The 22,350-nt window shown below is 71.5% G+C and carries 16 protein-coding genes; 4 read left to right on the top strand and 12 right to left on the bottom strand.

Features of this window, described 5'->3' with window-relative positions; translation table 11 throughout:
* Nucleotides 1-111 precede the first annotated feature (111 nt).
* The 11 genes from ACI3EY_RS05740 to ACI3EY_RS05690 all read right to left on the bottom strand — a co-directional run bounded on the left by ACI3EY_RS05740 (nt 112) and on the right by ACI3EY_RS05690 (nt 14,653).
* Nucleotides 112-2,847, bottom strand: a complete 2,736-nt coding sequence (locus tag ACI3EY_RS05740) for a DEAD/DEAH box helicase (RefSeq protein ID WP_405039718.1) — start codon at nt 2,845-2,847, stop codon at nt 112-114.
* Nucleotides 2,813-3,616, bottom strand: coding sequence for a DeoR/GlpR family DNA-binding transcription regulator (locus tag ACI3EY_RS05735; RefSeq protein WP_405039717.1), 804 nt, complete (start codon nt 3,614-3,616; stop codon nt 2,813-2,815). The genes ACI3EY_RS05740 and ACI3EY_RS05735 overlap by 35 nt, the downstream gene beginning before the upstream one ends.
* 11 nt (nt 3,617-3,627) lie before the next feature.
* Nucleotides 3,628-4,677 (bottom strand): 4-hydroxythreonine-4-phosphate dehydrogenase PdxA, encoded by a 1,050-nt coding sequence (pdxA, locus tag ACI3EY_RS05730; protein WP_405037920.1) that lies wholly within the window; start codon nt 4,675-4,677, stop codon nt 3,628-3,630.
* A gap of 103 nt (nt 4,678-4,780) precedes the next feature.
* Nucleotides 4,781-6,127, bottom strand: a complete 1,347-nt coding sequence (locus ACI3EY_RS05725) for a four-carbon acid sugar kinase family protein (protein WP_405039716.1) — start codon at nt 6,125-6,127, stop codon at nt 4,781-4,783.
* A gap of 4 nt (nt 6,128-6,131) precedes the next feature.
* Entirely contained in the window at nt 6,132-7,646 is a 1,515-nt protein-coding gene (locus ACI3EY_RS05720) for a GntP family permease (protein ID WP_405039810.1), read from the bottom strand.
* Between the two features lie 118 nt (nt 7,647-7,764).
* Complete coding sequence (locus ACI3EY_RS05715) at nt 7,765-9,195, bottom strand: sulfatase family protein (RefSeq protein ID WP_405039715.1); 1,431 nt, start codon at nt 9,193-9,195, stop codon at nt 7,765-7,767.
* Nucleotides 9,196-9,220: 25 nt separating this feature from the next.
* Nucleotides 9,221-10,732, bottom strand: coding sequence for a sulfatase-like hydrolase/transferase (locus ACI3EY_RS05710; protein ID WP_405039714.1), 1,512 nt, complete (start codon nt 10,730-10,732; stop codon nt 9,221-9,223).
* A gap of 6 nt (nt 10,733-10,738) precedes the next feature.
* Entirely contained in the window at nt 10,739-11,773 is a 1,035-nt protein-coding gene (locus ACI3EY_RS05705) for an aliphatic sulfonate ABC transporter substrate-binding protein (protein WP_405039713.1), read from the bottom strand.
* Nucleotides 11,774-11,802: 29 nt separating this feature from the next.
* The gene (locus ACI3EY_RS05700; protein ID WP_405039712.1) at nt 11,803-12,612 is read right to left on the bottom strand and encodes an ABC transporter ATP-binding protein; all 810 of its coding nucleotides are present in this window, start codon (nt 12,610-12,612) and stop codon (nt 11,803-11,805) included.
* Nucleotides 12,609-13,451 carry an ABC transporter permease gene (locus ACI3EY_RS05695; RefSeq protein WP_405039711.1) on the bottom strand — a complete coding sequence of 281 codons (843 nt, stop codon included), beginning with the start codon at nt 13,449-13,451 and terminating at the stop codon, nt 12,609-12,611. Before ACI3EY_RS05695 ends, ACI3EY_RS05700 begins: the two co-directional genes overlap by 4 nt.
* Nucleotides 13,448-14,653 carry an ROK family transcriptional regulator gene (locus ACI3EY_RS05690; protein ID WP_405039710.1) on the bottom strand — a complete coding sequence of 402 codons (1,206 nt, stop codon included), beginning with the start codon at nt 14,651-14,653 and terminating at the stop codon, nt 13,448-13,450. Before ACI3EY_RS05690 ends, ACI3EY_RS05695 begins: the two co-directional genes overlap by 4 nt.
* Before the next feature lie 164 nt (nt 14,654-14,817).
* Here ACI3EY_RS05690 and ACI3EY_RS05685 point away from each other — a divergent pair, with 164 nt between their 5' ends.
* The gene (locus ACI3EY_RS05685; protein ID WP_405039709.1) at nt 14,818-15,828 is read left to right on the top strand and encodes a formylglycine-generating enzyme family protein; all 1,011 of its coding nucleotides are present in this window, start codon (nt 14,818-14,820) and stop codon (nt 15,826-15,828) included.
* A 23-nt stretch (nt 15,829-15,851) separates the two neighbouring features.
* The gene (locus ACI3EY_RS05680) at nt 15,852-17,312 is read left to right on the top strand and encodes an SDR family NAD(P)-dependent oxidoreductase (protein WP_405039708.1); all 1,461 of its coding nucleotides are present in this window, start codon (nt 15,852-15,854) and stop codon (nt 17,310-17,312) included.
* Nucleotides 17,313-17,361: 49 nt separating this feature from the next.
* Here the strand turns inward: ACI3EY_RS05680 and ACI3EY_RS05675 are convergent, their stop codons facing one another.
* Entirely contained in the window at nt 17,362-18,720 is a 1,359-nt protein-coding gene (locus ACI3EY_RS05675; RefSeq protein ID WP_405037909.1) for a tripartite tricarboxylate transporter permease, read from the bottom strand.
* A gap of 421 nt (nt 18,721-19,141) precedes the next feature.
* Here ACI3EY_RS05675 and ACI3EY_RS05670 point away from each other — a divergent pair, with 421 nt between their 5' ends.
* Together ACI3EY_RS05670 and ACI3EY_RS05665 are read left to right on the top strand one after the other, a co-directional pair.
* The gene (locus tag ACI3EY_RS05670; RefSeq protein WP_405039707.1) at nt 19,142-20,920 is read left to right on the top strand and encodes a helix-turn-helix domain-containing protein; all 1,779 of its coding nucleotides are present in this window, start codon (nt 19,142-19,144) and stop codon (nt 20,918-20,920) included.
* Between the two features lie 157 nt (nt 20,921-21,077).
* On the top strand, nt 21,078-22,349 hold the full coding sequence (locus tag ACI3EY_RS05665; RefSeq protein WP_405037906.1) for a hydroxymethylglutaryl-CoA reductase, degradative: 1,272 nt from the start codon (nt 21,078-21,080) through the stop codon (nt 22,347-22,349).
* The last annotated feature ends 1 nt before the right edge of the window (nt 22,350 follow it).

The following is a 22,350-nucleotide window of genomic DNA, read 5'->3' as shown; positions in this document are numbered from 1 at the left end:
ATTCTAGTACATGTGTTCGAACCCCGCGTCGGCGACACGCCGCCTGTGGACAACCGCCCGCACCCTCACCGCGCCGCGGCACTCAGCACTCGACGTGCTCCGCCCGACCGCTCAGGGAGCGCCGAGCAGCCGCTCCTGCTCGGCCGCCAGCACACGCCGGACCAGGTCCGCCTCGCTGAGGTCGTAGGCCTCCGGCGCGTTCTGCGCGGTCTCGCTGACCCTCGCGAAGCTGTCGAAGGTCCGGCTCTTCCCGGACAGCAGCTCGACGAGCCGCTCGTCGACGCTGTCCTCGGCCAGCAGCCGGTGCACCTGCACCGACTCCAGCTGGCCCATCCTGCGCGCCCGGGCGATCGCCTGCCACTCGGTGGTCGGCTTCAGCTGCGGCTCGCAGAGGACCACCACCGAGGCGGCCTGGATGTTGAGTCCCACCCCCACCGCCTGAATCTGGGCGACGAGCACCGAGCCGCCGCCGTCCGCCGTGCGCGAGAACTCGTCGACGACGCGCTGCCTCTCGTCCGGCGCCACCGACCCGGTGAGCGGGCCGAAGACCCTCCCCGGGAGCATGGCGGCGACCTGCTCGAGCACGTCACGGAAGTACGAGAACACCAGCACCCGGCGGCCGTTCTCCTCGGCCTCCTCGACGATCTCGATCAGCCGTTCCCCCTTCGCCGAGGCGGCTCCGGCCCGGAACGCGGCCTGGCGCATCGCCATGAACCGCCCCTGCTCCACCGCCTCCCGGTAGGCGGCCCGGTCCACGTCGGTGAACTCCAGCCACTCCTGCACCTCAACCAGGTCCGGCAGCTCCACCAGGACGTCCTCGGTGTTGCGTCGCAGGTATACCGGCGCCACCCGGGCCCGGAACTCGACCGGTCCGAGGTGGTCCCGGAGTCCGTCGCCGTCGCCGCCGTCGCCGTCGCGGCCGCCACCCCCGAGCAGGTCCGGACGCAGGTACCCCACGAGCGTCGCGAACTCGGACACCCTGTTCTCCATCGGCGTCCCGGTGAGCAGCATCACGTGCTCGGTGCGCCGGACCAGGGCGGCGACCCGCCGCGAGCGCCCCGCCCCGGGGTTCTTGACGTAGTGGGCCTCGTCGACGACCAGCGCGTCGACCTCGAAGCCGTCCAGCTCGTCCCACAGGCCGGCCAGCGTGCTGTAGCTGGTGACCGCCACACCACCCTCCGCACGCCAGCGCCCGAGCTCCTCCTCCCGGTCCGCGCCGTGCAGCCGCCGCGGGGCCAGCGCGGTCTTGTCCGCGATCTCCCGCACCCAGCTGCTGATCACCGCCGCCGGACAGACGACCAGGAACCACCTGCCCCCGTCGCTCACCCGGTGCGCCAGCACGGCGAGCGCCTCGACGGTCTTGCCCAGCCCCATCTCGTCGCCGATGATCACCTTGCGCTGGACCAGCGCGAACCGGGCCGCGAACGCCTGGTAGCCGCGCAGCGAGACGCGCAGGTGGGTGGCGTCCAGCTCCTGCTCGCGCACCGCCTCGACCACGTCGTCCGGGACGTCGCCGTAGGTGCCGGTCTCCTCGATCAGCCCCAGCTCGGACAGCAACGAGAAGTAGACGGCGGGCCGGTCGAGGAAGTCCGCCCACGGGTCGGTCCCGGTGGCCCCCTCCATCTCCGCCGCGAGCTGGTCCGCCGCACCGAGCACCTCGTCGCGCAACCGGAGCAGCTCGGGCGCGGTCGCCTCCGGTGTGTCGCCGACGACCGCCAGGTGGGTGGTCCGGGTGGCCCCGGTGCGCACCGCAGCAGCGACGGCCTCCAGCGCCTGGGCACGGGCGACGACGTCGCCCGCACGCGCCGCCTGTCTCAGCACCTCCCAGGTATGCAGCGCCCTCAGCAGGGCGGCGACCTCCGGGAAGCGCCGGTGCGGGTCGGGCCGGACGACCGCGTCCTGCAGCGCGAGCGTCCGGAGCGCCTGTGCGGCACCGAGCATCCGGCGGGCGGTGACCGCCCCGACCCCGGGCAGGCCCGTCAGGTCCCCGGACCGGTCAAGGACCTGCCCCACCGTGGTGATCCCGGCCTCCCGCAGCGCACCGATCCGCAGCCGCTCCCCGGTGGCCTCCCGGAGCCGGTCCACGGGCATACCGGAGAGGAGCAGGTCCGCGGCGGCGCCGCGCACCGCGTCACCGGCCCCGACCGCCGCGTCCCTCGCCTGCTGCGCCCGGATGATGACGGTGCCGACCGCCCGGACCTTGGCCAGGTCACCGGCCGCGCCGTCGGGCAGGGCCACGACCCGTTCGTGCGCGACGGTGCGGTGCGGGTGGTCGCGGGTAGCCCCCGTGAGCAGCGGGCGCAGCCCGACCGCCGGGTCCAGGGCGGAGGTCAGGGCGAGCGGCAGCGCGGGCTCCCTCCCCTGCGCGTCGAGGCGCTCCAGCCACGCGTCCGTCGCCGGGGACGCCCATTCCCGCTCGTCCCGCAGCAGGAGGTCGGCCGCGGCCCGGGCCTCGTCCCGGCGGGCGGGGAGGGTGAGGAACCGGCGCACGCCCAGCAGGGCCCGCGCACGCCGCAGCAGACCCGGGACCTCCTCGTCCAGGAAACTCAGCAGCTCCTCACCCTCGGTCGTGACCGGGGTCAGCGCCCGGTCGGCGGCCAGCTCCCCCAGCGGCACGGCGTCGTCGTCGCCGAGCGCCAGCACCTGCCAGCCGGGCTCACCGGGCGGCCGCACCCGAACAACCCGCCGACCCAGCGCGTCCGCCGCCCGTCGTGCCTGCCCCCGGGTGGCCGCCCGGTGCGCCCGTACCCGTGCGGCCACCGGGGCGAGCCGCTCCCCCGCCGCCGCGGCTGCCCGGAGCCGCTCCCGCGCCTCACGGTCCATCGAGGAGTCGATCCTGGTCGGCACCCGCCGGGAGCACCTCGACCCCGGCCTGCCGGTAGGGGTCGAGCCGCTCAGGCCCGGTCTCGTCGGTCACCAGGGTCCATCCGGTGGTCAGTGCACCCCAGGCGGGCACCGTGGAGGCACCGAGCTTGTCCGCGTGGGCGAGCACCACCGTGCGCCGGGCCTGGCGGGCGACGGCCTCCTTGGTCGCCGCCTCCTCCAGGGTGGGCTCGCCCACCCCCCGGGTCGGATGGACGGCGTCGCAGCCCAGGAAGGCGACGTCCACCGCGAGCCGTTCCATCACGAACAGGGCGATGGACCCGCTCGTGCCGTGGCTGCCGGCGGAGACCCGACCGCCCACCACGACCGTCTCGATGTCGAGCTCGGCCAACCGCAGTGCGATCTCCAGCCCACGGGTGACGACCGTGAGCCCCTGGTGCTCCCGGAGCCGTTCCACGAGCTGCGCGCAGGTGGACCCGGCGTCCACGAAGACCGTCGCGCCGTCCCGCACCAGGGCCGCGGCGGCCGCGCCGATCCGTGCCTTGGCAGCCACCTCCTGGGTCATCCGCTCGGCGAGGGCGACCTCCCGGAAGGGGGCCGCCGGCCGCGCACCCCCGTAGGTGCGCGCGACCAGCCCCTCGTCCTCGAGGCGTGCCAGGTCACGGCGCACCGTCGACTCCGACACCTCCGTGCGGGCGGCGAGGTCCTCGACCCGCACCACCCCGGCCCGGAGCAGGTGCAGCAACTGCTCGTGACGCTGGTGGGTGCTCACCCACCGTGCCGGCTCCGCCATCCGGTCCCCCTTCAGCCGGGGAGGTACTCGGCCCGGATCCCGGCGACGAACGGGGCATACTCCACCGCCGCGAGATAGGCCGAACGCATCGTGCCATGGTCGGCCTGGCCACTCCCCGCGATGTCGAAGGCGGTGCCGTGGTCCACCGAGGTGCGCAGGATCGGCAACCCCACGGTCACCGAGATGGTGCCGTCGAAGTCGTAGGTCTTGGCGGCGATGTGGCCCTGGTCGTGGTACTGCGAGAGCACCCCGTCGTAGCGGCCGATGAGGCCGTGGTGGAAGACCGAGTCGGCCGGGATGGGGCCGCTGACGGACATCCCGGCGGCGTTGACCTGCTCCACGGCGGGCCGCAGGATCTCGATCTCCTCGTCGCCGAAGGCGCCGTTCTCGCCGCCGTGCGGGTTGATCGCGGCGGTCGCCAGCCGGGGCTCGTCCACCCCGAAGACCTGCAGCGCGCGGTGCGCCCTGCGGATGGACTCGACCTGGGTCTCGACGGTGATCGCGTCCAGCGCCTTGCGCAGCGACATGTGCCGGGTGGCGAAGAAGACCCGCAGGTGGTGGCCGCCGTGCTCGTCGTTGCGGACGACGAACATGGTGTCCTGCTTCGTGACGCCGGTGAGCTCGCCGAGCATCTCGGTATGCCCGAGGTGCTCGCTGCCCGCGGCCCAGACCGCCTCCTTGTTGATGGGTCCGGTGACGATGCCCGCGACCTGCTGCTCGAGGGCCGCCCTGGTGGCCACCTCGATCGCGGTCACCGCGGCGCGGCCGGCGCGCTCGTCGACAGCGCCCCACTCGACGGGTCGGTCGCCGAGCACCCCCGTGTCGAGGACGTCGATCACGCCGGCACCGGCGGACGGGGTGTCCCAGCCGGTCACGGTGCGCACCTCGACGTCGAGACCGAGGGCCTGCACCGCCCGGTCCAGCGCGACGCGGTCGCCGACGGCGATCCCGTGGTGGTCGTCGGACCCGGCGAACTCGGCGAGGGTGGCGGCGGTGATCTCGGGGCCGATGCCCGCGGGGTCACCGAGGGTCAGGGCCAGTACGGGGGCGGGAGCGGTCATCTCGGTCATCTCCTTCCGGCCCAGGGGCCGGCTCGGTGGGTGTGCGGGTATGTCTGTGCGTCGGGGGATGTCTGGGCGTTCGGGTATGCGTGGTCAAGGCTTCTCACAGCGGCTCCCGGGAGGCGGCGCTGCGGACCGAGCGGGCGCGGGCCCGGGCGAGGACGTCCAGCCGGTCCAGGCACGCGATGGTGGTGCGGTCGTCACCGATGAGACCACCCTTGGTGACCACCGGCATACCCGCCCAGGGTCCGGAGACGACCTCGCCGGCGACCGCCAGCGGGACCACCTCGCCCTCCACCTCGATGCCCTGGCCGTCGAGCTCGCGCAGCACCGCGGCGGTCACGTCGCCGCCGGTGGTGAAGAGGCCGTCGACGCTCACCTCCTGCAGCACCCGCCGGGTGCACCGCCCCAGCGCGGCGGGCAGCTCCGCCTCCTCGCCGTCCTGCAGCGTCCGCAGGTCGGTGTCGTCCAGCACGGTGGCCAGCACGACGATCTCGTCGGGTCCGGCGGCCTGCACAGCCTCGACGACCCGCGGCACGGTGGCGTCGACGTCGGGCACCGCAGAGTCCGGACGCAGCACCGGCGCGACCGTGCGGCAGGGGCGTTCGGCGACCAGCCGGGCCAGCTGTCGACGGGTCAGCTCGGTGGCGGACCCGGAGACCACCAGCCGCGGCTGGGTGGGCGCCGAGGACCCCAGGCCGAGGGCCCTGGCCAGTGCCAGGGCGCCCGGGCCCGCGTCCACCGAGATCCACCGCACGGAGACGCCCTCCGACCTCCCCTCGCCGGCACCGGTCGCCTGGAGCGCGGCCGCCGCGACCCGGTCCAGATGCTCCTCGGTGAGCGCGTCCGCGACCACGACGTCCACGCCGTCGCGGACCAGCCGGGCGATCTCGGCGACCAGGTCCTCTGTGGCGCCGGTGACCAGGCGCAGCGGGACGGAGCCCACCACCAGGTCGCTCCCCCGGCGCAGCACCTGCGCGACGTCCGAGGTGTCCACCGGCGCGCGCGGGTCGTGGGCAAGCTCGGTGTGCTCGAGGAGCTCCCCGCGCAGGAGCTGGTGCCCGTCGACGGTCACCCGCTCGGCGGCCGGGTGCGCGACCTGGCACAGGGCGACGACCGGTCCCTCGGCCAGCTCCCGCGCCTGGACCAGCATGGCCTCGGTCGCCGGTCCCAGGTTGCCCCGCAGGGTGGTGTCGACACGGGTGCTGAGCAGCTCCACCGGCCACCCGGCCCGGACCGCCCTGCGCACCCTCTCCCGGACCGTGTCCGGGGGTAGGTGGCGGGAGTCGGTGGTCACCACGATCGTGTCGAAGCGGGGGTGGAACTCGGCGATCGTGCCCCACTGCGCGTGCTGGCCCAGGGTGACCGCCCGCAGGCCCTCCCGGGCGAAGCCGGCCGCGCAGGCGTTGGCCCCGGTGAGGTCGTCCGCGACGACGAGGACGCGCGCCACGGCCTCAGCCCATGATCAGGTTGAGGATGACCAGCAGCGGGATCGAGGCCGCCCAGACGGCCGTCGTGATGCCGGACCAGCCCTTCAGCGCCGCGGTGCCCTCGAGCCCGGTGAAGCGGGTGACGACCCAGAAGTAGGAGTCGTTGAAGTAGCTCAGCACCATCGACCCGGCGGTGCAGGCCAGGACGGCGACGACCGGATCGATGCCGAGGGTGCCCACGATCGGCGCGGTCACCGAGGCGGCCGTGATCATCGCGACGGTGCCGGACCCCTGGGCGATCCGGACCACCGTGGCGATGACGAAGGGCACCAGGAAGGCCGGGAGCGCGGTCGCGGCGACGGCCTCGGCGAGCGCGTCGCCGACCCCGGAGTCCCGCAGCACCTGACCGAAGGCCCCGCCGGCGCCGGTGATCAGCAGGATCAGGCCGGCGGAGGCGGCCGCGTCGGCGAACCAGCCCTGGACCTTGGTGCGCGGCGTCCACCGGGGCAGCAGCACGTAGACCGCGAGGATGGTGCCGACCAGCAGGGCGACCACCGGGTTGCCGACGAAGGCGAAGGGGACGGCCCAGTCGCTGGGGGTGTAGTCACCGGCCAGGGCGCCCTGGTTCTGCCGGTCGACGGCCGCGGTGACGGTGTTGAGGATGATCAGCACCAGCGGGACCAGCAGCGGCAGCGAGCCGAGCAGGGCACCGACCCGGTGCGGCTTCGCGCCCGCCGGGGGCTCGCCCAGGTCGTATGCCGACGCGGCGTCGGTCTCGACCTCGCCATCGGTGTCGGTGTCGGTGTCGGTGTCGGTGCCTGTGTGGCTGTCGGCACCGGCGCTGCCTGCGCCACCCGAGGAGTGCGGCACGGCGGCCCGACGACCGTCCGGGTAGACCAGGTCACGCACCGCTGGGACGATCTCGTCCTCGAGCTTCGGCCCGATCCAGCGCGCGTAGACCACGACGACGGGTAGCAGCAGGACGGTGAACGCGAGTCCGGTGACGATGACGAGGCCGAGGTCGGCGCCGAGCAGGCCGGTCGCGGCCAGCGGTCCTGGCGTCGGCGGGACGAGGTGGTGGGTGAGCGTCATACCGCAGCCCAGGGCCAGGGCCAGGGTGACGTAGCCACCCCGCTTGACCCTCGCGATGGAGCGGGCGAGCGGGTTCATGATGACGTAGCCGGAGTCGCAGAAGACGGGCACCGAGACCAGGGCCCCGACGCTGCCCATCGCCCAGTCCTCACGGCCCTTGCCGAAGGCGCCCAGGAAGGCCCGGGCCAGGGCGTCGGCGGCACCGGAGACCTCGAGGATCTTGCCGATCGCGACACCGAGGCCGATGACGATCCCGATGCTGCCCAGGGTCGAGCCGAACCCGTTGGTGATCGAGGTGACGATCCCGTTCAGGGGCTGCCCGGCGACGACGCCGGTGACCAGGCCCGCCAGCAGCAGGCCGACGAAGGCGTCCAGCCGGGTGCGCAGCACCACGACGACGATGACCGCGATCCCCAGGAAGAGCGCCAGGAGGAGCTGTAGGTCCATGTGCATGTTCCTCACCGTGACGACCGGGCGTCGTTGCCCGGCACCCCGGCAGTCTGTCAGCAGAGACTGCGCAGATCAAGCATGAGTTGCGTGTTTCAGTCACCACCTGCTGGTGTGGTCACGAGGAGGCTTCCGACGGGTGCGGCACGTCGCCGAGCCTCTCCTGCTCGGCCCGCATCCGCTCGGCCAGGTCCGCGCGAACCGCGGCATACCGCGGGTCGTGAGCCACGTTGTTCAGCTCTGCGGGGTCCTCCAGCAGGTCGTAGAGCTCCCACTCGCCGGGATAGGTGAACGCGCCCGTGCCCGGTAGCCCGAGACCGTCGTTGTAGTAGTAGATGAGCTTGTGACGCTCGGTCCGGTAGCCGTAGTGGGCTGGAGCCTGGTGGAAGGCGTCGTCGTGCTCCCAGTACCGGTAGTACATCCCCGTCGCGGGCGGCTCCTCCGGTTCCCCGTCGGTCAGATCGGCCCAGAAGCTCCTGCCCTGCATCCGTGCAGGACTCGGGACCCCGGCGGCCTCCAGCAGGCTCTGGGCGACGTCCACGTTGGTGACGATCCCCTCGTGCACCGTTCCCGGCGCGATGCGACGCGGATAGCTCAGCACCATCGGCATACGCAGCGACTCCTCGAACATGAACCGCTTGTCGAACCACCCGTGCTCACCGAGGAAGAAGCCCTGGTCGGAGGCATACATCAGCAGGGTGTCGTCGACGTCACCGCGCTCCGTGAGCCAGTCGATCACCCGACCCACGTTCTCGTCCACGGCCTCGACGCAGCGCAGGTAGTCCTCCATGAAGCGCTGGTACTTCCACAGCGCCGACTCCTCGTAGCCGAGGCCCTCGGGTGGGGACTCCTTCAGGTCGTCGAGGTTGAGGTTGTCGGCCAGGCGCAGCCGTGCCCGTCGCACCGACGAGGACCGGGTCGCGTAGTCGTCGGTGAACGTCTCGGGCACCGGGACGGCACCCGAGTAGAGACCGGCGTGCCGAGGGTGCGGCTGCCACGGGCGGTGCGGCGCCTTGTGCCAGATCAGCACGCACCACGGCTCCTCACCCTCCTGGGCATCCGCCCACTGCATCGCCATCTCGGTGATCCGGTCCGTGGCATACCCCTCGACCACGTGCTCACCCTCGGCGGAGAGGAACAGCGGGTCCCAGTACTCACCCTGCCCACCGCTGCCGATCAGGATGTCCCAGTAGTCGAAACCCTGGGGGATGCTGCGCTCCCCTTCGCCCATGTGCCACTTGCCCACCATCGCGGTGCGGTAACCGGCCGCCTTGAGCTCGGAGATGAACGTCGGCTGGCCGGCATCGAGCGGGGTGACCAGCGTGGTCACCCCGTTGATGTGGCTGTAGGTCCCGGTCAGGATCGATGCCCGCGAGGGTGAGCACAGCGCGTTGGTCGCGAAACAGCTCTCGAAGCGCACCCCGCGTTCAGCGATCTCATCGATCCGTGGCGTCCTGTTCACCAGCGATCCGTACGTGCTGATCGCCTGCGACGCGTGGTCGTCGGTCAGGATGATGACGATGTTCGGTCTGCGGGGGGCCTCACTCATGGCTGCACCTCCTGGATCGGCACCTTCACACGGATGACCCCTCGCCGCGATAGCTCGTCTCGTCCAACCCTGACTGGGTGGGGTCGTAGTCGACCTCACCGACGTCGTACATCGTCGTCATCCAGTGGTAGAAGTTGTCCCCCCGCTCACGCAGCAGTCCGTACAACCGCTGCAGCATCTGTCGACGCACCACGTCCATCTCGGCGGACTCGTAGAGGTTGACCATCTCGTCCGGATCCTCGAGCAGGTCGTAGAGCTCGTTCACCGAGTCCGGGTTGACGACGAGCTTGTGCCGGTCGTTGCGGAGCATCCGTTGCGGGTAGGGGAAATGATGCCCGTGGAACTCGCACACGATGTCCTCCGCCCACTCCGGCTGCTCCTCGCCCCGGACCATCGGGAGAAGGCTGCGTGAGTCCACGGCCTGGCTCTGGTCGATGCCTGCCAGGTCGAGGATGGTCGCGGTGGCGTCCAGCAGGCTGACGAACTCCGTCCGCACCTGGCCCCGGGGAGCACCCGGCACCCGGATGATGCCCGGGGTCCGATAGATGTCCTCGTACATCGCCGGGCCCTTGTCGTGCAGCCGGTGCGAGCCGGTGAACTCGCCGTGGTCACAGGTGAAGAACACGGCCGTCTCGTCGCTGAGGCCCAGCCGCTCCATCGCCTCCATCACCCGGCCGATCTGCTCGTCGATCAGGGTGACGTAGCCCCAGTAGACGGCGATCAGCTTGCGGGTGACCTCGATCGGCATCGTGTCGAACGTCCAGTGCGCGCTGTAGTTGCGTTGCACGGGCGGCTTGCCCTCGAACGTCTCCGAGATCGACGCCGGCAGCTCGACCAGCTCCGGGTCGAACATGTCGAAGTACGCGTCGGGCACGATGTACGGCAGGTGCGGTCCGAAGAAGCTCAGCTCGAGGAAGAAGGGCGTGCCGTCCTGCTCGCCCTCGAGCGCATACCTCTCCAGCAGCTCGATGGCGCGGGTGGCGAGGTAGTACTCGAAGGTCGCCTCCACCGGCTGGTGCAGCCGGGCGGCCAGCAGGTTGCCCGGTCCGCCGTTGGGCAGGGTGCCACGGACGCGGTCGCTGATCTCGTACGGCGGGAGGTCCCGTTCGCGCAGGAACGCGAGGTAGTCCTCGTTGTCCACGGGGTTGTGCCACCCCGGCAGGTCGGGCCCGTCGAACCCGAAGTCGGCGGCCTTCCGCTCCGTGCCCGCGTGCCACTTGCCCACCAGGCCGGTGTTGTAGCCCTGCTCCCGCAGCGCCTCGACGAAGGTGAACGTCCCCTCGGCAAGATCCTCGAGGTACCCCACGTTCCGCTCGTGGTTGGCGAGCACCCGGTGACGGAAGGGAGCCTGACCGGTCAGCAGGCTGGCCCGCGCCGGGGTGCAGATCGCCGTCGGTGTGTACCAGCGGTCGAAACGGGTGCCGGTGCGGGCCAGCTCGTCCAGCACCGGCGTGGAGGCCACCTCGTTGCCGTAGGCACCGAGGGTGTCCGCCCGGTGCTGGTCGGTCATCAGGAAGAGGATGTTCCTCGGCGTCATGGGTGCCTACTCACCGGCCCCGACGAAGAGGTCACCGGTGTAGAAGTCAGCGGGGTCCGCCTCGGTCTCCAGCATGCCTGCACCCACGAAGTAGTCGCTCATCCCCGTGAGCCAGGTGTCGACCGTCCCGTCCTCGGTGAGCGTGTCGAGCTCCTCCAACGAGAGGATCTGGACGTTCCCGGCATCCGCCTCGACCTGCGCGGCATCGATCGTCAGGAAGTCGGCGGTGAGCTGGATCGCCTCGTCGGTGCTCTCGGCACGGAACTCGATGGCTTCGCGGATCACCTTGAGCACCCTGTCGACCTTCTCCTCCTCGTCCTCGACCACGGCGTTGCCGGCGACGAACGCCGTGGGGAAGGCGACGGTGGCCTCGAAGTCGCTGTTCTCGGCAAGGGTCACCAGGTCAGGGACCTGCTCCTCGACCGTCGACAGGGCCGGGTACCAGAAGCCTGCACCGTCGACCTGCTGGGACGAGAGCGCCGCGACGATGGAGGAAGGCTCCATCGGGACGGCTTCGATGTCGTCCTTGGTCATGCCCGCCTCCTCCAGGGCAAGGGTCAGGATCATGTCACCGGACGTGCCCTCCGGGAAGGCCACGGTCTTGCCCCGGAGGTCCTCGACCGAGGTGATGCCCGGCTGGGCCACGACGCGGTCGGCCTGACCGAGGGTGTTGATGGCGATCACCTTGGCCTGCCCCGAGGCGGGCAGCCACATGGCTCCCGGGCCGATGTAGCCGAAGTCGAGGTCCCCGGTGCCGAGGGCCTGGATCTGCAGGGGCCCGTTCGTGAACGACGTCGTGGTCACCTCGATGCCGTACTTGGCCCACAACCCCTGGTCCTCGGCGATGGCGAGCAGGCTGGTGCCGTTGAAGTCGGGGATGTACCCGAAGTTGACGTCGATCACCTCTTCGTATCCCTCCTCGGCCGCACCTGCACCATCGGCCGAGTCGTCGCCGCCCCCGGAACAGCCCGCGGCCAGCAAGGCGACGGCGACTCCCGCGGCGACGGTGCGTAGGCGCTGTGTGGTCTTCGTCGATCCCATGCGCGTTCCTCTTTCCTTGATCCGGCGCCTCATGACGCCGGGCCGGCGACGGTGCCGGGCTTCTGGTGGTACACGGAGTGCCATACGCGGTTGCGCAGCTCCCCGAACTCCGGGCTGAGCCGCACGTCCTCTGCGCGTGGATACGGGATGTCGACGTCGATCACGTCGTAGATCCGCCCTGGCCGGGCGGCCATGACGACCACCCGGTTGGCGAGGAACACGGCTTCGTCGACGTCGTGGGTGATGAACATCACCGTGCGCTTCTCGGTGTTCCAGGTCTCCAGCAGCTGTTCCTGGAGCTTGACGCGGGTGAGCGCGTCCAGGGCACCGAAGGGCTCGTCCATCAGCAGGATGGAGGGGTCGACCGCGTAGGCGCGGGCGATCGCGCACCGCTGCTTCATGCCTCCGGAGAGCATCTTGGGCAGGGCGTCGGCGAACTGCTCGAGTCCGACCATCCGGATGAAGTAGTCGACCCTCTCCCGCCGTTCCGGGTTGGGGACGCCTGCCACCTTCAGACCGAACTCGACGTTCTTGCGCACGGTCAGCCACGGGAACAGGGCGTACTGCTGGAAGATCACGCCGCGATCCGGGCCGGGGCCCGAGACCTCCTTCCCGTTCACCAGGGCGTGCCCGGACGTCGGGGTCTCGAGTCCGGCCAGGATGTTCATCAGGGTGGACTTGCCGCAGCCCGAGGGGCCGACGACCGTCACGAACTCGTTGTCCGCGATGTCGAGGGACACCTTCTCCAGCGCGACGAACTCCTCGTTCTTGAGCTGGAACGTCTTGCGGACGTCCTGGACCGAGATCTTCGCGGTCGTGGTGGAGGGTGTGGTGGTCATCGTCGCTCCTGCCATCCGGTGAGTTTCGACTCGGCGAGCAGGAGCAGTCGGTCCATGACCAGACCCAGGATCCCGATCATCGCGATGCCGACGAAGATGGTGGAGATGTCGTAGTACAGCTGCGCCTGCTGCATGCGGTACCCGAGTCCGGCCTGGGCCGCGAGGAGCTCGGCCGCGACGAGCGTGGCCCACGAGGACCCGAGGCCGACCCGCATCCCCACCAGGATGAACGGGGTCGAGGCCGGCACGACGACCTTGGGGAAGATCGTCCTGTCCTTGGCCCCCAGCACGCGTGCGGCGTTGATCAGCGTCCGGTCCACGCTCACCACCCCCTGGTAGGTGGAGATCACGCAGGCGAGGAAGGCAGCCAGGAAGATCACGAAGATCTTGGGGACCTCGCCGATCCCGAGGAGCACCAGGACCAGGGGCAGCAGCGCCAACGGCGGGATCGTCCGGAAGAACTGGATCCACGGCTCGAGCAGACCCCTGGCCACGGTGTACCAGCCCATCAGGAACCCGACCGGGATGGCGGCGAGCGAGCCGAGGACGAAGCCGGTCAGCACCCGGCCCAGGCTCGCCAGGATGTCCTCCTGAAGGGTGCCGGCCTGCCACAGGGCGATCGCCGTCTCGGCGACCTCCGGCGGTGTCGGGAACTGGAATCCGTACAACGCCAGCAGCCACCAGATCCCGATCCCGCCCACGATCGAGACGAGGGTGAGGACGCGGAGCAGATGATGCTGGGCAAGGCGTTTGCGGCGGCGCTGCGGGCGCGGACCTTCGGTGGTCGCCTCGGGCGTCTCGACCGCGGGGAGGCCACCTGATGCTGGTGGTGCCGTCACTGCACACTCCTTCGTCGCGACGGGTCTGCACGCTCTGCCGGGGGCAGATCCGGGTATCCGGCCAGGAGCGGGGACTGGTGGAAGACGGCGGCGACAGCGCCGAAGGCACCGTCGCTGTCACGCAGCTGGGCGGCGCGCACGACCTGGGGCTGGTCCGAGGGGACGGAGTAGAGCTCGTAGCGCAGGGTCGCCGCAGCCTGGTCGACGATCACCGGGGCGACGTGAGCGATGTCGCCACCGATGACCACCTCCTCAGGGTTGAGCACCATGGCCGCTGCTCCCAGGGCCCGGCCTATCGCGGCACCCACCTCGCGCAGCACCGCATCCACGGCGGGCTCACCCCTCTGCACGGCACGGGCCAGGTCGTCGAGATCATCGACGTGCGACCCGGCATCTCGGCACGCCTGGAAGATGGCCGGCACGCAGGCGATGGTCTCCAGGCAGCCGCGTTTGCCGCAGCGGCACAGGGACCCGGACGGGTCGGCGGTGACATGACCGATCTCGCCGGCGAACCCGCGCGAGCCGGTGACGAGTCTCCCGGAGACCACGAGTCCCCCACCGACGCCATCGGAGAGTCGCAGGTAGAGGAGGTCCTCGACGACGTCGGGCCGGGCGAGCGCCTCGGCGAGCGCCGCCAGCCGGGTGTTGTTGTCGATCACCACCGGGGCGCCGAAGCGCTCGGTGAAGGCGCTCTCCACCCCCTCGGGAGCGAGACGGTGCATCCAGCTCGCGGCCGGTATACCGGGTGAGTCCGCCAGGTAGGGCCCGGGGACGCCGATCCCGATGCCCTGGAGGGCACCGAAGTGCACTCCGGTCTCCTGGCTGAGGGTGTCGATCCGGTCCATGGCCAGCCGGATCCGCTCACTCCACGCGGTGCCGTCCGGGTACCGGACGGACCCCTCCGCGAACACCGTGTGCGATGCGTCGGCGACGGCGATGTACACCCGACGGTGTCCGAAGTCGACCCCCAGGAACTGCCCCGAGTCGGGGTCGAGGACCAGCCTCTCCGCGGGCCGACCGCTGCCCTCGCGGGTGGCCGCGTCGGTGTCCGCGACGACGATCGCGCCTCGCTGCAGCAGCGCGGCGGTGATCTCGGACATGGTCGTCCGGGACAGGCCCACACGGGTCGCGAGATCGCCGCGGCTCAGCGCCCCATAGGCCCTGAGCGCGCTCAGCACCCGCTCCTCGTGGGTCGCCCTCACGAGAGCGTGGACCCCGTCGGTCCGACCGTCACCATCGACATGTCGGTGAACCTAACGAGGGCGAATTTTTCCGTCAACCTTCCGACAGAAAAGATCGTGAGATATGTCCGACCTCGGGAGAAAAAGTGGGCGTGCCGGCCTCACCGCCGCGTACCGTGGCCCGCATGGTCGACCCCGACGCGGAACCCGGCGCAGGTGCCTCCCCTGCAGGCAGCGCCTGCGCGTGCGCCCCTCCAGGGCGTGACCACCTGGCCGGCACGGGACCGGCCGCGGACCCCCGAGAGCCCTCCGCGCCCGGCCGAGCGGCACGGCCAGGTCATCATCCGGTCGAGCAGGCACTGATCCCGGGCGGACGTTTCCTGATGGGTGACTCGTCGGGCGATCACAACCCTGGTGACGGCGAGGTGCCTCGTCACGAGGTGGTCCTCGACGGCTTCTCCATCGACACCACACCGGTCACGAACGCCGATTTCGCGCGCTTCGTCGAGTCGACCGGCTACCGCACCGAGGCTGAGGTCTTCGAGTTCTCGGCCGTGTTCCACCTGGCTGTCGCCGCCGAGCGCGGGGACATCCTGGGGCGACCGCCGGAGGCTCCCTGGTGGTACGGGGTGCGGAGTGCGGACTGGCGTCACCCCGGAGGGACCAGGTCCTCCATCGACGACCTGTCGGACCATCCGGTCGTGCACGTCTCCTGGAACGACGCGGTGGCCTACTGCGCCTGGGCGGGCCGCCGCCTTCCGACCGAGGCGGAGTGGGAGTATGCCGCCCGCGGCGGCCTGGACGCCAAGAAGTACCCGTGGGGCGATGCCGAGGTCGATGCGGGCGGGTGGCGCGCGAACATCTGGCAGGGCGACTTCCCTCGCACCAACACGCAGGCGGACGGCTACCTCACCACCGCACCGGTGCGCACCTTCTCCCCGAACGGGTACGGGCTGTGGCAACCGGTCGGCAACGTCTGGGAATGGTGCGCCGACTGGTTCGACCCGAACTCCTACCGCACCTCCGAACGGGACGGCCCGGCCGGACCCCCGACCGGCGAGGCACGGGTCCTTCGCGGCGGGAGCTACCTCTGCCACATCTCCTACTGCAACCGGTACCGCAACTCGGCCAGGTCGCAGAACACCCCGGACTCCTCGGTGGGGAACACCGGCTTCCGCACCGTCGGCGCACCCTGAACGCCGACTACCATGGGTCCGCCATGCCAGCCGATCGCGACCGCCCCGCACCCGATGATGCCGCCATCGACGAGACAGAGCTGGCGACGGCGCTGAGGGTCCTGAACCAGGCCCGGCACCTCGGTGAGGACGACGAGGCCTACGTGGCGTTGCGCCGGGCCTGCGGCTCGTTCTTCAAGGACGTCAAGCGTCAGCACCGGTTGGCCAAGCGCGAGCGGATCGCCGCTGCCGACCGAGCCGTGGTCGAGTCCACCGCGACCGGCTCGGCCAGCCGCATCGACGACGAGACCGCGGGCATCGCGCTGATCTCCACGACGCAGGGGGCGTCCGCAGGCACCCTGCACGTGGCCCGGCCCTGCTACGTCTGCAAGACCAAGTTCACCGTCGTCGACGCCTTCTACCACCAGCTGTGCCCGGCCTGCGCCGCGGAGCACCACGCCAGACGCACCGCCCGCACCGACCTGAGCGGCCGGCGCGCCCTGCTGACCGGTGGTCGCGCCAAGATCGGGATGTACATCGCGCTGCGGCTCCTGCGCGACGGCGCGCACACCACCATCACCACCCGGTTCCCGCACGACGCGGTGCGGCGGTTCCGCGCCGTGCCCGACTGCGCCGACTGGTTCCACCGGCTACGGATCGTCGGGATCGACCTGCGGGACCCCGCCCAGGTCATCGGGCTGGCCGATGCCGTTGCCGACGCCGGTCCGCTCGACATCCTGATCAACAACGCCGCCCAGACCGTGCGCCGGTCCCCCGGTGCCTACGCCCCGCTGGCCGAGGCCGAGCTGGTCCCGCTGCCCGACGGGCCGACACCGGAGCTGCTCACCTTCGGGCATACCAGCGACCTGCATCCGGCTGCCCTGGTCGGCTCCGTCGAGGCCCACCCGGTGCTGGCCGGCGACTCCACCTCGGCCGAGCAGCTCACCGAGCTGGCGATGAGCGCCGGCTCGGCCGACGTCAGCCGGATCGACGCCGGCGGGTTGGTGCCGGACGAGGTCACCGTCAACAGCTGGACCCAGCACCTGGGGCAGGTCGACGCCCTCGAGCTGCTCGAGGTGCAGCTGTGCAACCAGACCGCGCCGTTCATCCTGATCAGCCGGCTGCGCCCGGCGCTGGCGGCCTCCGCGGCCCGGCGCAGCTACGTGGTGAACGTCTCGGCCATGGAGGGACAGTTCTCCCGCCAGTACAAGGGCCCGGGGCACCCGCACACCAACATGAGCAAGGCCGCGCTCAACATGCTCACGCTGACGAGCGCCGCCGAGATGCTCAGCACCGACGGCATCCTGATGACCGCGGTCGACACCGGGTGGATCACCGACGAGCGGCCGCACGCGACGAAGGTGCGGCTCGCCGCCGAGGGGTTCAAGGCGCCCCTGGACCTGGTCGACGGTGCCGCCCGGGTCTACGACCCGATCGTGCGCGGGGAGGCCGGCGAGGACCTGCACGGGGTCTTCCTCAAGGACTACCGGCCCGGCGCCTGGTGAGGCGGGGCCGTCGCGGGTCCGTGGGTCCGGGTCGGCCGGTGACGACGGCTCAGCCGATGACGAGGTGCATGACCAGCCAGGGCGCGGCATACAGCGTCATGAACATCACCCCGTAGTTGACGCCCCAGCGGTGCAGCCGGCCGGCGAGCAACGAGATCATCAGCACTCCGGCGATGCCCAGCACACCCGCGTCCATGAAGGCGAGCAGCACCACCAGCGCCACGAAGAGCGCCAGCAGCGCCTCGTGCGGGATCCGCCGGAAGACGAACTCACCGATCTGACCGGCATAGCGCACGGTGACCTGGTAGGTGAGCAGCAGCGCCGTCGCCGCACCGATGACGGTCGCGACGGCGATCTCCGGCGTGGTGAGCAGGTGGTGCATGTTCTGCTCGAGCGTCAGCACCGGGGGTGCGTTGAAGAGCGCGTTGGCCGGGCCGATGGCCATCGGGCTGATCGGCAGACCGAGCGCGACCAGCGGCACCAGCACCCCGGAGACGTAGGCCGCGTTGGTCAGGCTGTCCATCGTCGAGATCGCCCGGGAGGCGCGGGCCACCGTGTCCTTGACCCGGGCCGCCAGCGCCTCACCGATGAGGATGGTCATCCCGACCGGGGTCAGGAAGAAGGTCAGCGTCCCCGCGACCGCACCGAGTCCGGCCGAGGCCTGCTCCTTGCGGTCCAGGATGCGGAACGGGTTGGCCAGGCCCCTGATCGGTTCGGTCCGGTGCAGCGTGATCTCCATCGGGGAGTCCCGGTGCAGCTGACGCCGCTTCGCGCCGACCAGCAGCTCGAACAGGCTGTAGACGAGCGGGCCGATCGTGATGCCCAGGAAGAGGGAGACGAAGACCGTCGTCCCCTCCGGCACGGCCCCGGCACTCTGGTAGAGGCTGCGCAGCCCCTGGATCGCGACCGCGAACGGCACGATGGCGGCGAGCGCGACCCACCGGTGCCTGGACATCAGGGCCAGCACCACCGCGCCCACGAAGAAGATGATGCTCGCGTAGTCCGCGATCACGTCGGCCAGCGGCGTCAGCGCCCAGGCGAGGAGCAGGCTGGCGGGGACGGCGACCAGGGTGCCGATCACCGAACCGGAGGCCATCTTGCGGATGCTGGTGCTGGCCCGGCCGTTGGCCTTGAGCACCATCGCGTGCTCCACCATCGGCGCGGCCATCACACCACCGGGTATGCCGGCCACCGCTACCGGGATCGAGTCGGTCAGCTTCTTCGCCACGATCGCGCTCATGAAGAAGGCCAGCACCACCTGCAGGGGCACCCCGGCCAGCACCAGCGCCAAGGTGACCGGGGCGAGCACGGCCGTCTCGTCGGTGCCCGGGGCCACCCCGATCGCGGTGTAGAGCAGCGCCGCCGCGACGCTGGCCAGGACCATCCAGAGGATCATCGAGGGGTCCATCAGCGCCGCACCCCGTGCCCGTTCCGGTCCCGCCGTCGGTGTCGGCGTCGGCGTCGAGATCCTCGTCGGCCGCGGCGAGCACCCGCTTGGTCGGGATCAGGAACGAGCTGAGGACGAAGCCGAGCACCGCGCCGCCGAGCCCGGCCACCAGCGGCACCGGCGCCTCCCCCGGCACCAGGAGGTAGGCGGCCATGGTCAGCCCGACGGTGAGGACCACCGCCTTCACCAGGTCCCCGATGGAGGCCGTGTCGCCCCACACCTCGTAGTACTCGACATCTCCGTGCGCCACGGGTGTGCCCCTTCCAGGTGCGTCGTTGCTCGCTGTGGACGAGGACCAAGGGAACCAGCGAGCGTGCATCGGGAGTATGGTCCAAGTGGACACTGTTGGACCCATCGAGGTGTCCTGTGGACGAGGAGGCCCATGCCCGAGCACCATCCGGTCGGGACGTCGGAGGACGAGCTGACCCGACTCCGCCGCCGGGACCGCGAGCTGTCCGGTCTGCTCAACAGCTCACGGGCGCTGGTCCAGGTCGCCGATGTCGACCGGTTGCTGCAGGAGCTGGTCGACCGGGCCGCCGAGCTGATGGGGGCCGACATGACCTACCTGTCGGTCTACGACGAGGACACCGGGGACCTGTGGGTGCGCGCCAGCCACGGCGTCGTCTCACCGGAGCTGAAGACGCTGCGGGTCCCCTCGGGCGCCGGCCTGGCCAGCCAGGTCGTGGCCTCCAAGACCGCCCAGTGGACCTCGGACTACGAGCATGCCGAGCTGCTGTCCCACCCCACCGTGTCCGCAGCGGTACGGACCGAGGGCATCCAGTGCCTGCTCGGGGCGCCGATGCTCGCGGAGGGCCAGATCCTCGGAGCCCTCTTCGCGGCCGACCGCTACCGGCACGACTTCACCACCGACCAGGTGGCGCTGCTGACGGCCTTCGCCGACCACGCCGCGCTGGTCGTGCACCGCGCCCGGTTGTTCTCCGCCGTCGAGCAGCAGGCCAGGGAGGCCGCAGCGGCGCGGGCCGTGGCCGAGGAACGGGCCGCCCAGTCGGAGCGGGCCGCCCAGCTGCACGAGCACCTCACCCAGCTCACCCTCGGGGGGCACGACACGAGCACCATCTGCGAGGCGCTGGCCACCGCCCTCGGCCATCGGGTCTGCGCCGCGCGGTCCACCGGCGAGCTGCTCACCACCCCGTGGGAGGGGCTGTGGACCCCGCAGGGACGGCCGGAACCCGGACTGCAGGAGGCGCTGGGCCGCAGCGCCTCCGCCGGCGGCACCGTGACCGCACGGTGCGCCGGACAGGACATCGGGGTCACCACCACCGTCGCCGCAGGGATACCCCTGGTCAGCCTGGTGGTCGACCGTCCGCACGACCTGTCCGGGTTGGACCGTCGCACCCTGGAACGCACCGCCCAACTGCTGTCCCTGCTGCTCATGCAGCAGGACGCCCGGAGCCGCGCCGAGGAGCTGGTCCGGGGGGAGCTGGCGGCCGACCTGGTCAACGGCAGCACGAGCCAGGAGACGCTGCAGCACCGGGCCCTGGCCCAGGGCATCCACCTCGAGCAGGCCTACACCCCGGTGGTGGTCCCGCTCGAGCCCGGTGTCCGGGGAGCGATCCGCCAGCACCTGCTCGCCACCACCCCGGAGGCACTGGTGGACGACGGCCCGGGAGGGTTGACCGTGCTGCTCCCGGGGTCCGCGCCCCGGACCCGGGTGCAGGCGCTACGCCGCGCCATGGGTCCCCGCCTGGGCGAGCGGGACCTGGTCGTGCACGGCCGTCCCGGCACGGTGGCCGAGCTGCCGGACACCGTGGCGCTCACCCGACGCCTCACCCGGATGCTGCCACGCATCGGGGTCACCACGGGCACCGTCGACCTGCTCGACCTGGCGCCCTACCTGACCCTCTTCGGTGACAACGCCGACCTGGCGCAGGACTTCGTCCGGCGCACGCTCGGCGATCTGCTCGCCTGGGACGCCGGGCACGACAGCCACCTCGTCGGCACCCTCGCCGCGCACCTGGACCACAACGGCAACCTGCGCCGGACCGCCGAGCAGCTGTACGTCCACGTGAACACGGTCAAGCAGCGGATGGCCCGGATCTCCACCCTCCTCGGGGAGGACTGGCGCGAACCCGAGCGACAGTTCCAGCTCCGGGTCGCGGTACGGCTGCACCGGGCCGGGACCGACCCGCTGCCGGACTGAGCGCCGAGCCCCGCTCAGGACCTACAGGCGAGGACATACCCGCGGGCGCAGCGGTGGCCGATCCGGACATGGACCAGGCGGAATGACTCTGGTTCCCTCGTCCTGCACCACCTCCACCTCGACCCCGGCCCGTCCGACGGGCCCTCGGAAGGACCGCATGAGCAGCAGGATTCCCGGGTTCCGCCACCTCGACGTGGGCGAGCGGCGCCGGGCCGTCGCCGAGCAGGCGGGGACGGACCTGGCCACGCTGGACGGCCTCGGCGCGGACGCCTTCGGCACCGAGCAGGCCGCGGCGATGATCGAGAACGCCATCGGCGTCTTCCCGGTGCCCGTCGGCGTCGCCACGAATGTGGTCGTCGACGGTCGGGAGGTGCTGGTGCCGATGGCTACCGAGGAGGCCTCGGTGGTGGCCGCCGCCAGCAACGGGGCCCGGATGACCCGTGCGCTCGGAGGCTTCACCACCTCAGCCACCGCACCGGTCATGCAGGTGCAGATCCAGCTGGTCGACGTGCCCGACCCCCGGGCCGCCCGGCTGCGGCTGCTGGAGCACGCCGACGAGCTGGTGGCGCTGGCCGACGAGCAGGACCCCCGCCTGGTCCAGGTGGGCGGTGGGGTCCGCGGCCTGCAGGTGCGCCTGGTCGACGGCGCGCACCAGACCTACGTGGTCCTGCACCTGGCCGTCGACGTGCGCGACGCGATGGGCGCGAACGCCGTCAACACCATGGCCGAGGCGCTGGCCGGCCGGGTCGCGCAGATCGGCGGAGGACGGGTGGTGCTGCGCATCCTGACCAACCTGGCGGACCAGCGGCTGGTGCGCGCCCGCGCGGTGCTCCGCGCGGAGGACGTCGGCGGGGAGCAGGTGGTCGAGGACATGCTGCACGGCTACGAGCTGGCCCGGGTCGACCCCTACCGCGCCGCCACCCACAACAAGGGGATCATGAACGGCATCTCCGCGGTCGTGCTCGCCACCGGCAACGACACCCGGGCCGTGGAGGCAGGGGCGCACGCCTACGCGGCCGTCGCCCACCCGCCCTACGGCTCGCTGTCGACCTACGAGCGCGACGGCGACGGCCACCTGGTCGCCACCCTCGAGGTGCCGATGCCCGTGGGCCTGGTCGGCGGCGCGACCCGGGTGCACCCGAGCGCCCGCGCCGCACTCTCGGTGCTGGGCGTCAGCTCGGCCGCCGAGCTGGGCGCGATCATCACCGCCGTAGGCCTGGCGCAGAACATCGCGGCCGTCCGAGCGTTGGCGGCCGACGGCATCCAGCGTGGACACATGTCGCTGCACGCGAAGAACATCGCGGCCTCGGCGGGCGCCACCGGTGACGAGGTCGCCGCGGTGGTCGACCGTCTCGTGGCCGAGGGCGCCTTCCGGCAGGACCGGGCCGAGGAGATCCTGGCGGACCTGCGCGCGGGCAGCACCGGCTGAC

The sequence above is a fragment of the Serinicoccus shuyuelongi genome (assembly GCF_045032955.1).
GTDB lineage: Bacteria > Actinomycetota > Actinomycetes > Actinomycetales > Dermatophilaceae > Ornithinicoccus.
The sequence above is the reverse complement of the archived record's forward strand: the minus strand, read 5'-3'. Positions and strand labels throughout refer to the sequence as shown.

What these genes read in the sequence shown, in the direction of transcription:
- ACI3EY_RS05710 (WP_405039714.1), bottom strand. Translation starts at nt 10,732, where the DNA reads ATGACGCCGAGGAACATCCTCTTCCTGATGACCGACCAGCACCGGGCG.
- ACI3EY_RS05670 (WP_405039707.1), top strand. Translation starts at nt 19,142, where the DNA reads ATGCCCGAGCACCATCCGGTCGGGACGTCGGAGGACGAGCTGACCCGA.
- ACI3EY_RS05715 (WP_405039715.1), bottom strand. Translation starts at nt 9,195, where the DNA reads ATGAGTGAGGCCCCCCGCAGACCGAACATCGTCATCATCCTGACCGAC.
- ACI3EY_RS05700 (WP_405039712.1), bottom strand. Translation starts at nt 12,612, where the DNA reads ATGACCACCACACCCTCCACCACGACCGCGAAGATCTCGGTCCAGGAC.
- ACI3EY_RS05680 (WP_405039708.1), top strand. Translation starts at nt 15,852, where the DNA reads ATGCCAGCCGATCGCGACCGCCCCGCACCCGATGATGCCGCCATCGAC.
- ACI3EY_RS05735 (WP_405039717.1), bottom strand. Translation starts at nt 3,616, where the DNA reads ATGGCGGAGCCGGCACGGTGGGTGAGCACCCACCAGCGTCACGAGCAG.
- ACI3EY_RS05720 (WP_405039810.1), bottom strand. Translation starts at nt 7,646, where the DNA reads ATGGACCTACAGCTCCTCCTGGCGCTCTTCCTGGGGATCGCGGTCATC.
- pdxA (WP_405037920.1), bottom strand. Translation starts at nt 4,677, where the DNA reads ATGACCGCTCCCGCCCCCGTACTGGCCCTGACCCTCGGTGACCCCGCG.
- ACI3EY_RS05685 (WP_405039709.1), top strand. Translation starts at nt 14,818, where the DNA reads ATGGTCGACCCCGACGCGGAACCCGGCGCAGGTGCCTCCCCTGCAGGC.
- ACI3EY_RS05675 (WP_405037909.1), bottom strand. Translation starts at nt 18,720, where the DNA reads ATGGACCCCTCGATGATCCTCTGGATGGTCCTGGCCAGCGTCGCGGCG.
- ACI3EY_RS05665 (WP_405037906.1), top strand. Translation starts at nt 21,078, where the DNA reads ATGAGCAGCAGGATTCCCGGGTTCCGCCACCTCGACGTGGGCGAGCGG.
- ACI3EY_RS05705 (WP_405039713.1), bottom strand. Translation starts at nt 11,773, where the DNA reads ATGGGATCGACGAAGACCACACAGCGCCTACGCACCGTCGCCGCGGGA.